This window comes from Ignavibacteriales bacterium, from assembly GCA_016700155.1.
In the GTDB taxonomy this organism is placed as follows: Bacteria; Bacteroidota; Ignavibacteria; order Ignavibacteriales; family Ignavibacteriaceae.
This window is the reverse complement of record CP065001.1, coordinates 3,501,085-3,514,667: the sequence shown is the minus strand read 5'-3', so window position 1 is coordinate 3,514,667 and position 13,583 is coordinate 3,501,085. Positions and strand designations below refer to the sequence as shown.

General features: G+C 37.2%; 8 protein-coding genes. All 8 read right to left on the bottom strand.

All coding sequences use genetic code 11. The annotated features are described in order from the left end of the window. Nucleotides 1–14 precede the first annotated feature (14 nt). The 8 genes from IPM56_14585 to IPM56_14550 all read right to left on the bottom strand — a co-directional run bounded on the left by IPM56_14585 (nt 15) and on the right by IPM56_14550 (nt 12,867). Nucleotides 15–794, bottom strand: a complete 780-nt coding sequence (locus IPM56_14585) for a transporter (protein QQS35461.1) — start codon at nt 792–794, stop codon at nt 15–17. A 301-nt stretch (nt 795–1,095) separates the two neighbouring features. After that, nucleotides 1,096–2,187 (bottom strand): response regulator, encoded by a 1,092-nt coding sequence (locus IPM56_14580; GenBank protein QQS35460.1) that lies wholly within the window; start codon nt 2,185–2,187, stop codon nt 1,096–1,098. A gap of 170 nt (nt 2,188–2,357) precedes the next feature. Then, the gene (locus IPM56_14575) at nt 2,358–3,131 is read right to left on the bottom strand and encodes a response regulator (protein ID QQS35459.1); all 774 of its coding nucleotides are present in this window, start codon (nt 3,129–3,131) and stop codon (nt 2,358–2,360) included. Between the two features lie 14 nt (nt 3,132–3,145). After that, the gene (locus IPM56_14570; protein QQS35458.1) at nt 3,146–5,992 is read right to left on the bottom strand and encodes a PAS domain S-box protein; all 2,847 of its coding nucleotides are present in this window, start codon (nt 5,990–5,992) and stop codon (nt 3,146–3,148) included. 38 nt (nt 5,993–6,030) lie between these two features. Beyond that, a complete protein-coding gene (locus tag IPM56_14565) occupies nt 6,031–8,673 on the bottom strand; it encodes a cache domain-containing protein (protein ID QQS35457.1) in 2,643 nt (880 codons plus the stop codon). 33 nt (nt 8,674–8,706) lie between these two features. Continuing rightward, complete coding sequence (locus IPM56_14560; protein ID QQS35456.1) at nt 8,707–10,191, bottom strand: hypothetical protein; 1,485 nt, start codon at nt 10,189–10,191, stop codon at nt 8,707–8,709. A 20-nt stretch (nt 10,192–10,211) separates the two neighbouring features. Beyond that, entirely contained in the window at nt 10,212–10,697 is a 486-nt protein-coding gene (locus IPM56_14555) for a chemotaxis protein CheW (protein QQS35455.1), read from the bottom strand. Nucleotides 10,698–10,758: 61 nt separating this feature from the next. Further along, nucleotides 10,759–12,867 (bottom strand): cache domain-containing protein, encoded by a 2,109-nt coding sequence (locus IPM56_14550; GenBank protein QQS35454.1) that lies wholly within the window; start codon nt 12,865–12,867, stop codon nt 10,759–10,761. Nucleotides 12,868–13,583 lie beyond the last annotated feature (716 nt).

Sequence of the window (13,583 nt, the reverse complement as noted above, 5' to 3'; positions counted from 1 at the left end):
TTTCCGCTTGTCTGTTAAAAGTTCATTGTGAATACTGAAAAGAAACCAAGACCGTCCAGTTCATTCTTACCGAAAATATCTTTTTGTATTCCGGCAGCTAACCCGAGGTTGTTAGAAAAATCATATGTAAAGCCGGGCGCAATAGACAGCTTCCCTGAATTAATTTCTTCGCTGAATGAGTTTATACCGATAAACTCAGTTGCGAACTGGAAATTATCCAGAAGATAGTAACCAAAACTGATTCCATAATTAAAGGCATAACTAAACTCACCGCTGCTGCTGAATTTTGTATATGCAAAACATAAATCTGAAGAAAATTTTTTTGTGAAGTCTTTAGTGAGTGCTGTTCCGATTGAATATGAATATGATCCGTAAGCCTTCTGCTCTGCTGCATCGTGATTCCCCGCAGGTATTGACATACCGGTAAGAAGGGCAATCCCCAGATAATCCTGGTTGAATATTCTGAATTTTGTCCCGACAAATATTTCGTCCATACCTGAAAGGAACGCGGTGCCGAGTTCAAAATAGTCCGACACACCCAGAGTAATTCTGAATGCCATATCACTTTGTGTTGTTGTACCGGCTATCGGATTTATATCACCTTCCGAGTTAAAAACATGGCTGGCATTGAATACTGAAATGGATTGTTCAAATTCGAAACTTCCTTTTTCAAGTGTTGATGCGTGAGGTATACAAAGTTTTGAACCGGAGATACCATTAATTTGTGAATATAAATCCGATTGCATAAACAATAGCAAGCTTGAAAAGAGGAGAATAAAGTAACTGTGTTTCATATTACACCTTAAACTTTTTAATTGAGTAGTCATAATGCAGAGTAACGATTCAATTACCCTGAACCGCATAATCCTTACCTTAAAAATTGCGGGTTGATTTGAAACAGGTTGGAAATAAAGATCGCCAACTCTGAATCTGAGAACTTTGTGGCGTATATATTCACTGCAATTTTTTTTTGCAATGAGTTAAAAACATCTTTTAGAGATGATGCTTTTCTACATAGATTATCGAACTCACCAAACTTTTCTTTATAGCAATTAATAAGTTTTTTGTATTTAATTTTGTTCATTGATGAATATTTCAACTAACTGGAAGAATTGGTATCTCTAATTCCACGCTTGTGTATTCACCAGCTTCACTGCTGATCTCAATTCTGCATTCATGCATCTCAGCAATCTTTTTAACGAGTGCGAGTCCCATACCTAAACCGGATTGAAAATTTTTCTCACGGTCAAACTGTCTTAACAATCCTATCCTGGAAAGTTGTTCTTTGGTAAAACCAATTCCGTGATCCTTAATTGAGAGGTAATAGCTGTTATTTTTAATGAATGAGTTTATATTGATCTTTGTGCCCGCCTTTGAAAATTTGCAGGCGTTATTAATTATTTCTTCAATCATAATTCCGAAATAATCTTCAGCAATTCTCAGATCATGCTCAGTAAGGTTAAACTCAACATCAGCGTCTCTTCCAAATTTTGAAGCCGCTGCCTGAACAATAGATTTGATAGTCGCTTCAGTTTCTCTCGTGTTTTTGTTTTTTATCTTTGATAATTCTTTCCTGTCCTTCATTGTCAAATCTATCTGGCAGATATTCAGATACTTCTGAACTATGCTGAGAAGCTGGTTGCCTGCCTCATTAATTTTTCCACCCATATCGGAGATTTCTTCGAATGTCATGGCAGTGCAGCTTTCTTTTATCAATTGGGAAAACCCAAGTATTGATACAAGGGGAGTTCTTAATTCATGAGGAAGCGACTTCAGAATATTATCGCTCATCTCCTGTCGGCATGCTTCAACCTTTGTTGTTTTGCTCAACCTGGTGTTTATAGCTGAAATCAGATCGTCGGCTTTATATGGTTTAAATATATAATCATCTGCACCAAGTGACATTCCATGACGCAATTCATCAATCTCAGTTTTAGCAGTAAGGAAGATGAAAGGAATTGTTGCCGTTACCTGATCCTTCTGAAGTTCTTCAAGAACCTGGTAACCGTTTGCAAGCGGCATCATTATATCCGATAAAATAAGATCAGGCAAAAAATGTTTTGCTCTTATTATTCCGTCTTTACCATTGTTAGCGCTTACTACTTCAAAACCTTCTTCTCTTAGTAAATCGTGTATACCTTTTCTTACGTTCTCGTCATCTTCAATTAAAAGTATTTTTGTTTTCATTTTGTTTTCCCCTTTTCAATTTTTACATACGAAACTTAATCAGTGCAGAGGCTTTGCACTGCCTTCAAAGTCATAAGCGGTATTATATGAGAATAAGCGGTATTAAAAGGAAATGCAGATTTTAATTAATTAAAGCAGGAATTAATAATTGCAGATAACCGGAAGATTGCTCAAAAATCCATTTTGTTCTTTAGTTTTGAGTAGTAGCGGCGACTGATGACAAATTTTTCATTATTGTGTTTTAGTGAAACAGCAAGTGAATGATTAAACCATTTATCGATCTTATTCACAGACTTTATATTGATAATAGTTGACCGGTGAATTCTTATAAAAAAATTTCCAGGCAGGATGCTTTCCCATTCTTTTAGAAGTTTCCGTACAAGCATTTTTTGTCCCGAAACACTGTGCACGTAAGTGTATTCGGCTTCGGCGGTAATGCATTCAATTTCTGCAAGCGGAAAAAATAAAGGCTGGTCGTTTATGCTTAACATAACGTGATCATCAATACCAAGTTTGTTTTTCGCTGTATTATTATCTTCGGTCTGCTGCGGACAATTTTTTTTCATCATCTCACTTTTTTTTAATCTTGACTGAACAGCATGCAGCAGATCATCCAGTTTGAATGGCTTTGTAAGATAGTCATCCGCACCCATATCCATACCGTGACGGACTTCAGGTTTTTCTGATCTTGCAGATAAAAAAATAAAAGGAATCGGTGCGGTGATGTTTGATGATGAAAGATTGTTAAGCACTTCATAACCATCCATCTCAGGCATCATAATATCACAGATTATAATATCGGGTGTAACGGATTGAGCTATCTGAATACCCTGTTTGCCGTTCATTGCGAGGTAAACTTCATAACCTTCCGTCTGAAGAAATTCAAAAATTGTGCTTTGAATACTTACATCATCTTCAATTACAAGAATTTTTTTTACATTCATATCTAAATTTCAAACTAATCAGTCACTGGTAATATTATCGTGAATTCGGTTCCTTTGTTTACTTCTGATTTAAATTCTATGCTTCCATTGTGCATTTCAATCGATTTTTTAAGAATGGAAAGACCTAATCCGGTTCCGGAAATATTGCCTATATTTTTTCCGCGGAAGAAAGGTTCAAACAATCTTTGCTGATCTTCCTTAGAAATTCCAATTCCTTCATCCCTGACAGACATAAATATTTTATCATGTTTTTTTAATAATGATATAACAACATCACCACCAGAAGGGGAATACTTAAATGCGTTTGATATCAGGTTGTGCAGAACATGTTTTAATAGTTTTTCATCGTAAGTGCCGTTTATTTTTTCAGGCTCATTTATAAAAGAGATTTTGTGAGATGGCAGTGCAAGCACTCTCAGTTCATCAATTGCATTTTTACAGAATTGAACCATATCCATTGGTGCGGGATTATATGATAGTTTTCCGGATTCAACTCTGTTAAGCGTAAGAACATCATTTACAAGTTCGTTCATGTATTCTGCAGAACGAAAGACTCTTTCTGTTGTTTCAAGTTTTTTTGCGTCATTCCATTTTGTGTGATAACGCAGCAGCAGTTCAGTGGAGGCAAGTATGGATGTAAGCGGTGTTCTGAACTCGTGTGATACCATTGACACAAATCTGGATTTTAATTCACCTAACTCTTTTTCTCTTGCAAGGTTCGACATTATATCTTCTTCTGATTTTAGCCTGTCAGTAACATCGTTCAATGTTCCTGATGTGCCAATAATTTCATCATCTTTGTTCAGTGTTAATCTCGCAAAAACTTCTATATGCCTGAAGCTTCCGGATTTTGTGAGGTAACGAACTATATGTCTGCAATAGGGTTTTTTGCGTTGAATCAATGGAGCAAAGTATTCCGCGTTTCTTTGCCTGTCATCAGGATGAACATAGTTTAAAAACAGTTCACCAATACTTTCATCTACTTTAAATCCGGTAATCTCCTCCCACGCAGGATTAAGATACGTCCATAGTCCCTGTGCATCGGTCTGGAAAATTACCTCTTTAACACTTTCAACAACTGAACGGTACTTTTGTTCATTCTGGATTAAAGCTTCTTCCATTTGTTTTCTGGCTGTTATATCCAGCAACACTGCCAGCAGGTAAAGAGGTCTGTTATCATCATCATTAATTAATGAACATTGCATGTCAGTAAATATCAGCGTGCCGTCATTGGCAATTGCTGTAAGTTCGCCTTTCCATGATTTCCCTTCGAGCAATGTCGGGATAATTTCCTGTTTCAATAATATTTGTCCGTTTTGATCCGTAAACTCAGTGAGTTGTCTGCCTATGACTTCTTCTGCAAGAACAAATCTGCCAAGATCGATAAGCGCTTTATTTACGTAAACAATATTTCCGTTTAAATCTGAAAGTACAACAGCAGATGTTGTTGTTTCGATAGCCCTGCTGAAAATTTTTAACTGTTCAGCATTTCTTTTTTTATCAGTCAGATCATGGACGATGCCTGCAATAATAAAACCTTTAGATGTTTTTATCGGGAACAGCATCCATTCAATATCAATTATTTTTCCGGAGGAAAGCTGGTACTGCTCTTCAACAAATTTTTCATTCATTATTGTTGAACCTGAAAGCAATTCTTTGGCAAGTGAAAGTCGCAGCTTTTCACCATCTGCTGTTCTTGTGTATGGGGCAAACTGAAAATGAATATCCCATAACTTTTTTGATATAACAGAACTCTTGTCAAGTTCAGTCATTTCAACTAGTTTTTTATTCCATTCAATTATGGTTCCTTCTTCATCAGTAATAAAAACGCCGTCAGCGGACTGATCTATTACATTTCTGAATTTGCTCTCGCTTTCCCTGAGTGCCTGGTTGAGAACTGTATTTTTTTCATTTCGTTGTTTTCGTTCCAGCGCATTTGAAATTATTAATCCTATTGACCGAAGCATTTTTATAAGTGATTTATCCCAGAATTTATTTTGCCTGACAAAATCAAAACCACAGAAGCCAATAAATTTTTTATCCAGTACCAATGGAACCGCAAACAGACTTTTGATCTCCTGTGCTTTTAAAATTTCACGGACATTTTCCGCATCGGAAGGGATACTGCCTGATTCGGGTATATACAGGTATTCGTTTGTCCGCACACTGTCGAAGAACCATTTAAAATCATCGATGGGCAGATTTTGAAGTATCTGAATCTGAGGCGAAATTCCTTCAGAGCACCATTCGTGAGTATTGGTAAAAAATTTTTCATCTCCGCTTAACAGGAACAGGTAACTTCTATCCGCTTCCATTAGTTCGCCGATAATTTTAAGGGCACCTTCTATTTCTTTATCAAGATACTGTGATTCAATACCAATAAACTTTGTTGATATTGATTGAATATTTTCTTCAAGTATATTTCTGAAGGAAAAGGCTTTCTTTAATTCAAAGTAGTCCGTTGTATCATTTATTATTATACAGCGATGGTTATTATTTTCATTTGATACCGCGACGGAATGAGTGATAACAGAAAGTTTATATCCCGTCTTTGAAATATGATCTACCGCAAGTTCGAACTCATCAAGAAGCTGACTGTTGGTATAATCTGAACGCGTCCTTATAAATTCTCCGGGGTCAGGAAGAAGACTGAAAATATTCAGGTTTTTAAATTCTAAGGATGTAAACCCATAAAGGGTTGTTGCGGCAAGGTTGGAATCAATCACATTAAATGAATTGATATCAATGATCAGCATTGGCGAAGGATGATAGCGGAATAACGGCATTTCGCCGAACTCCGCCTTATTGTTATTTAAGTGAACATCCTCTGCAGTATTACCCGCATCAAATACAGAATTCAAGATTAAGACCCCCGGTAATTTTAGTTGTTACTAATTTTTTATGAATAGATCAGTCTACCATTTCCTTTAACTGAAAATTTATTCTGTTGATTATTTTCTTGTATCTTAAACTTAGCAACAAGTTCTTCAAGATTGTTAGTTAACCTGTTCAGGTCCTCAGCGGCTCTTGCAATCTGCTGAACACCCTGTGCGCTTTCCTGTGTAACAGCACTGATTGATTCAATGTTCTTACTTATCTGTTCGGCAGCACTTGACTGTTCTTCACTTGCTGCAGCAACCTGTGATACAATATCAACAACACTTTCAGCACCTGTGATTATCTGCTTTAACGAATCACCAGCCTTGTTAGCAAGTTCTTTTCCTTTTTCAACTTCGAGTGTACCCTGATTCATAGATTCAACTGCACCTGATGTATCTTTCTGTATCTGTTTTATCATCAGTGCGATTTCTTTGGTTGCCTTAGTAGTACGTTCAGCAAGTTTCCTTACTTCATCAGCCACAACAGCAAAACCTCTTCCTTGTTCACCCGCACGAGCAGCTTCAATAGCAGCGTTAAGTGCAAGAAGGTTTGTTTGATCAGCAATGTCATCAATAACCTGAATGATCTCACCTATTTGGTCACTGCTCTTACCAAGCTGTTGAACAGTATCGGCGGATTGTTTTACTACTTCAGCGATACGGTTAATACCCTGAATAGTTTGATTAACAACACTGCCGCCTTCTTTAGCAATTAGACCAGCATTCTTGCTTGCTTCAGAAGCAGAAGAAGCATTCTTAGTAGTTTCAAGAATAGTCTTAGTCATTTGCTCAACAGCAGAAGCAACCTCACCAGCCTGTGCAGATTGTTCCTGAGCACCTGCAGCCATCTCTTCGGTAGAAGAAGAAATTTGTGTTGACGCACTTGCTGTGGCTTGTACTGCCTGAGTAACTTGTTCAATAATTGCCCCGACGTTTTCTACAAGTGAATTAAATCCTTTAAATACTTTTCCGATTTCATCTTCATTTTTAATTTCAAGTCTCACACTAAGATCACCATTAGCAAACCTGTCCATAGCATTGAGCATTCTGTTTGTACTTTCAGCAAGATATTTTTCCTGTTCCTTTACTGCTGATATATCCTGCACAACTTCTATATGCCCTATGTTTTCACCTTTAGAATTTTTCAGGAAAGCTGTATCAACTTTAAATTCAAGATTAAGTGATGAATTCTGGAAGTATGTGGTCTTCTTGCCTTTTTTCAGACATTCAATTCCGCATTTATCCGTGTTGCAAATATCCGCACCCCAGTTTGAACAATTTTGTCCGACAATTTCCTGTCGCCTTTTATTTAAAATATTTTCTGTCGATTTATTTACAAACGTCCAGTTCATTTGTGTATCGGTTACAGAAACAGGGAAGGGGATTGCGTCAAGTATCTGTTCATACCAGAAAGCCTTGTCAAGAACTTTATCTGTCATTTTCTTTAATGAATGAGAGAGTTTTCCGATTTCATCTAATGAGTTAAAAGTATTTATATGAACATCAAAATTTCCTTCAGCTATCTGATCAGCATCTTTCACAATTTTTTTAAGTGGTCGGGCGATTAATCCTCCCATTATAAATGCAATTAAAACTGATAAAACCAGTGACAGGATTAAACCTGTTTTAACTGTGCTTTCAACATCGGCAATTGCCGCTTCAACATCTTCTATATAAATACCGCTTCCTACTATCCATCCCCAAGGTTTGTAAAGTTTTACATAAGAAATTTTTGGAACTGGTTGTGTAACTCCCGGTTTGGGCCACATATAATCAACAGCGCCTTCACCATCTGCCTGGCATACTTTTACAAATTCAACGAAGAGATGTTTGCCGTTTGGATCTTTATTGCCGCTTAAATCTTTTCCGTCAAGTTCAGGTTTGAACGGATGCATAATCATTTTCGGACCAAGATCATTTATCCAGAAATAATCATTGTTACCATACCGCATCGATTTTATCCTGGACATTGCCTGTGACTGAGCTTCATCTCTTGTCAGTTCACCGGTTGATACTTTTGAATCATAGTCAACCATTATAGAGTAAGCAGACTCAACAATTTTTTTAGTCGCATCTATTTTGTCATTATACTTTTGTTCGGAAAAGGCGGGGAGTAAAAATATAATTACCATTGATGCAACGAGTGATATTGCAACAACCGCAACAGCTATAATTTTTGCGGCGATATTCCAGTTTTTAAAAGATTTGAATTTTGTTTTCATAACATCATCTCTCTTTAAATAGATAATTACGAACAGTACTATAACTACGGCAAGGATCAACCAATTGGATTCAAAAAATCCGCTTTCACTAGTTGACAGAGTATTCGTTACATCCGGTTTTACGTTTTGATTATTATTTATGCTTTTTATTTCCGTTGGTGTTGAAGAGGTTTTGGTTGTGACAGTTTCAACAGTAGCAGTATTTTTTGAATTATTAACAGCTGAGTTTTCAACAGTAACCGGAGTTTCCTGCACAGTAGTTTTCTGTTTCGGTTCTTCCTGTTCGACTAAGTTTAATAACTTTTGTTTTGTTGAAATGCTGCTGCTGTCAGGTGAAGGGTAAATTGCTGAATTTAAAACCATAATCAGCAGCAATGAAATCCACGGGAAGACGTTTCCGGTTATCATTCTCCTGCTGACGTTATTGACTGAAGTTTTCATTTTATTCCCCTTCAATTCATTTGATACAACTCATCAGAAAGTGAAATACTGAAGTTGTATAGTGAACATACCATTGGAAACTTTTTCAGAAACTCCGGGCGTTAGTGATGTTCGGTTCCTCATATTAATTTCATACAACACTTTCAGGTTTGTATTGTGACCGCTGAGGAAGTAATTCAATCCGAATCCAAATCTTTCACCTGATCTTAATTTATTCACAAAATCAATGTTGGAAACATTCGCATTGACTTGCTTCATCACATCTGCATTTATACTTTGTGATTCATACTTAACATAAGGCTGCAGGTTGTAATCTTTAAAGAAGTAACCGAGTTCTGCAAACATTATTGTTTGTTTAGGAATCAATCCTGTAAAAACAGTTGAATCAACATCAGAACCGCCGCCATCTAAAAATGAAATCGAAGCGGAAACAGTTACTGAACCTGTTTCACCTAACGGCATGTCACTGAATCCATCAAATGAAAATGCTTTATAACTGCCCTGCATATCAACACCCGCACCGATTGAAAGTATATTTCCTTTGCCGAGAGTTGTACCAGTGTAATAAAAACCTTTTTCTTTATCCATAAAACTGTAATGCAAACGGGTTGTGAATCTTAACGGCGAGTACATATTTGTATTGCGTCCGCTGAAAACACCTGTTCTGTACTCAAATCTTTCGTCAAAAAGATGACCGCGTAAATTAACTCCAAGGTCTCTGCCGATAAGATTATCGAGAGGTACGTTTATTGTAAATTGATAAGCGCCGTAATCAAGACCCATTAATGATGCTGCACTTTGCAAACCGTTTCTCGAAATACCGACAAGCTGAAGTCCTGCTACAACACTTATTTCAGGACCGAATGTATGCTGTATCTGTGCATCCTGAACATACATTGATATTTTTGAATCTTTAACTCCCGCGGAATTTACTTTGCCGAGATTTGGTGCATCAGTTTCGAAGAAGAAAGTTGTATTCTTTGCAATCTCTCCGCCAAGTAGAATTCTTAAACGGCGAACATAAATTTGTCTCTGCCAGTGCTGTGTAAATTGTGGATCGGCATCCTGCACAGCAGTTGTTTGTTCCTGGAGAGTTTGCCCATGCACCTGGGCAAGAAAACCAACTTTTACAGAAGGAAGCACGGGAGGATTTTTACTTGCGTCAATTACTTTTTTTAACTCCGCGATTAAAGCAGTCAACTGCTCAGTCAATTCAGGTGTACCGGGAGTTTGTTCTTCTTTTAATTTTTGTTCAATCAACTGAACGCGGTTGTTCAATGATTCAACTTCCTTTGATTTTAAATTATCAGCAGAAACATTCTGTATATGCTGATTGATTTTTTCAATATCACTTTTAATTGAACTAATCTCCGACTGTCTCTGGGATTCTTCCTTTGCGATCATTTGTTTAAGAGACATTTCCATCTCATCAACAATTTCAACAACCTTTCTGAAATCCTGAGCATTTAATAAACCTGAAACCAGGATGAACAGAACAAATAAAGTAATCGATTTCATTTTATTCTCCCCTTTAATAATTAAGCTGCTTCTGTTAATTCGGCAAACTGACCGTCGAATAAAACTTTTTCAAGATCAATCAGGATTAAAAGTTTATCATCAAGCTTACCGACTGACTTAATGAATTCTGAGTTGGTGCCGGAAACCAGTTCGGGCGGCGCTTCTGTTATATTTTCCTGTATGCGCACAACTTCTTTTACCGCGTCAACCTTAAATCCAATAGTCTTATTTTTTATTTCAACCACTATGATGCGCGTGTTTTTATCGTCATCCTTTTTTGCAAGACCAAGTTTATATCGTAGGTCTATCACAGGAATTACTCTTCCGCGAAGATTTATAACACCATCTACATATTCCGGGGTGTTGGGCACACGGGTTATCTGCATCATCCTGTTAATTTCCTGTACAAGGAGAATGTCTACTGCGTATTCCTCGTTGCCAATCATAAAACTGACAAGCTGAAGCAGTTCGTTTGATTCATTTTTTATTGATGTATTGTTGTTCATTTTTTTACCTCTTAAATACAATGCGGCATTAATTATATGCCGCACTTATTAAATCATTTTATTAATGATGTATAATCTTACCGTTCTGTCTTACTGAAAGGTGACTTTTATCTGTTCCTTTGAATGATTTCTGATCACTTGAAATCTTAAACCTTGCAACAAGCTCTTCAAGATTGTTAGTTAACCTGTTCAGGTCCTCAGCGGCTCTTGCAATCTGCTGAACACCCTGTGCGCTTTCCTGTGTAACAGCACTGATTGATTCAATGTTCTTACTTATCTGTTCGGCAGCACTTGACTGTTCTTCACTTGCTGCAGCAACCTGTGATACAATATCAACAACACTTTCAGCACCTGTGATTATCTGCTTTAACGAATCACCAGCCTTGTTAGCAAGTTCTTTTCCTTTTTCAACTTCGAGTGTACCCTGATTCATAGATTCAACTGCACCTGATGTATCTTTCTGTATCTGTTTTATCATCAGTGCGATTTCTTTGGTTGCCTTAGTAGTACGTTCAGCAAGTTTCCTTACTTCATCAGCCACAACAGCAAAACCTCTTCCTTGTTCACCCGCACGAGCAGCTTCAATAGCAGCGTTAAGTGCAAGAAGGTTTGTTTGATCAGCAATGTCATCAATAACCTGAATTATCTCACCTATCTGGTCACTGCTCTTACCAAGCTGCTGAACAGTATCGGCTGATTGTTTAACTACTTCAGCGATACGGTTAATACCCAGAATGGTTTGATTAACCACACTGCCGCCTTCTTTAGCGATGAGACCAGCATTCTTACTGGCTTCAGAAGCAGATGAGGCATTCTTAGTAGTTTCAAGAATAGTCTTAGTCATCTGCTCGACAGCGGAAGCAACCTCGCCCGCCTGTGCAGATTGTTCCTGAGCACCTGCAGCCATCTCTTCAGTTGAAGAAGATATTTGTGTTGACGCACTTGCTGTGGCTTGTACTGCCGCATTTACTTCTGACAATGCTTCTGTCAGTGAATCGCCGAGAGTATTAATGCTGTTCTTAATTATCTGGTGATCGCCTTTGTATTCATTTGTTACTCTTACTGTCAAGTCACCACGCGACATTTTCTCAAGTACACTCGTACCGTCCTTAATCGGGATGATTACCGCATCGAGAGTTTTATTTACACCGGAAACTATATCGGCGTAACCGCCTTTGTATTTTGATTCATCTGCTCTTACCTGTAACTGTCCGTTCAGCGCCGATGTTGTAAGTGATTTCAAATCAGCGGTTAAGTTTTTAAGAATGTTAATAACACGGATCAGGCTTAATGATAAAATATCTTTGTCAGATTTTGGTGTAACGGTTACGTCAACATTACCTTCGGATATGCTGTTAACCGCATTTGATTGTTCTTTTATATTGTGAAGCATAAGCCCGAAAGATTTTTCAAGATCACCTATTTCATCCATACTCTGTGCAGAGATTGAAAAATCTGCATCACCAATAGCTACTCTGTTAGCCGCATCCTTTAAACTTAATATTGGTTTGACTAACCAGCGTGCAAAGAAATAAGAAATTGTCAGAACGAGCCCGACAATTATGAAAAGTGTAATAAAAATCTGGTTGCGTATACCGGCATATTCTTCTTCAACATCATCCACATAAATTCCACTGCCGATTACCCAGTTCCATCCTTTGACCGGATATACATATGAAAATTTCTGAACCGGTGTGGATGATGCAGTGCGTGACCACATGTATTTTACAAGACCACCTTCTGCGTTTGATTTAGCTACGCTAACAAACTCCCTGAACATATAGGTTCCTTCAGGGTCTTTAAAGTCCGACATATCTTTTCCGTCAAGTTCCGGTTTTGCAGAATGCATCACCATCATGCAGTCAAAATCATTTACCCAGAAGTACTCCCCATCAGAATAACGCATTGCCTTAATATCATTCAGGGCTCGTTCCTTTGCTTCACTTTCGCTTAAAGTACCGCTTTTACTCAATTCGTAATAGTTATTCACTATTTTATAACCAACCTCAACAACATTCTTCGTTGCAAGTTCTTTTTCTTCAAGTAAATGAAACTGCATCGACGGCAGGATGTATAAAATAATTAATAAAATAATGGGCACTGCGCTAAGCAGGACAAGGCTGAACACCTTATAGAACATTGACCAGTCTTTGAATTTTTTGATTTTCATTTTTCCACCAAATAATTAATAAATATCTCTTTACGAACCCCGATAAGACATAACTGAATAAGTAACCACCCGGAATGATCGCTTACCCATTAACTATTCGGCTTGTCTTTGTTGTGCTGGTAATCTCCTGCCCCTATCTTTTTCAGCATCAGAACTTTTTTGCTGCAAACAGTTTTACTTATTATTCAGAAAGCAGCAATCGGAGATTATGTAAAGAATTCACTGTTGATATTATCGGATTGTTAATTGTTAAGTTTATAGTACGAATGGATTTAAAAATCTTTTTTGTGTGATTAAGTGATGTTTTGATGAATATGTCTACAGTTTTGGATAATAAAGCAAAAAGGGCGTGAGATGTAAAAATGATAATTGATCTGATTAAATATTTTACCTGGACGATTTCTCTATAATCTTTTATTCAGTTATACCGTCAAAAATAATTTTTTCGCTCATAATTAAATGATTTCAATCCTCTTATCATTTTTGCATTTGATTTTAATTCACAGTGTTTTATTTTTTCAGCGTAATTCTACATCCCACCTTGTACGAACACAAGCGTAGAATTGCGAACGAACGAACGGACCCGGAGTGTAAGCAACTCCGGGTTTTTTATTTCATCGAACTTATCAGTATCAATGCGTATTATTTTTTGTAGTGATTTACCAACGACACAAAAAAAACCCGTTCACAAGAACGGGTTCAAAAATAATTCTTAG

Excerpts from the sequence above, each read along its gene's own strand:
- IPM56_14585 (QQS35461.1), bottom strand. The coding sequence starts at position 794 with ATGAAACACAGTTACTTTATTCTCCTCTTTTCAAGCTTGCTATTGTTT.
- IPM56_14580 (QQS35460.1), bottom strand. The coding sequence starts at position 2,187 with ATGAAAACAAAAATACTTTTAATTGAAGATGACGAGAACGTAAGAAAA.
- IPM56_14575 (QQS35459.1), bottom strand. The coding sequence starts at position 3,131 with ATGAATGTAAAAAAAATTCTTGTAATTGAAGATGATGTAAGTATTCAA.
- IPM56_14565 (QQS35457.1), bottom strand. The coding sequence starts at position 8,673 with ATGAAAACTTCAGTCAATAACGTCAGCAGGAGAATGATAACCGGAAAC.
- IPM56_14560 (QQS35456.1), bottom strand. The coding sequence starts at position 10,191 with ATGAAATCGATTACTTTATTTGTTCTGTTCATCCTGGTTTCAGGTTTA.
- IPM56_14555 (QQS35455.1), bottom strand. The coding sequence starts at position 10,697 with ATGAACAACAATACATCAATAAAAAATGAATCAAACGAACTGCTTCAG.
- IPM56_14550 (QQS35454.1), bottom strand. The coding sequence starts at position 12,867 with ATGAAAATCAAAAAATTCAAAGACTGGTCAATGTTCTATAAGGTGTTC.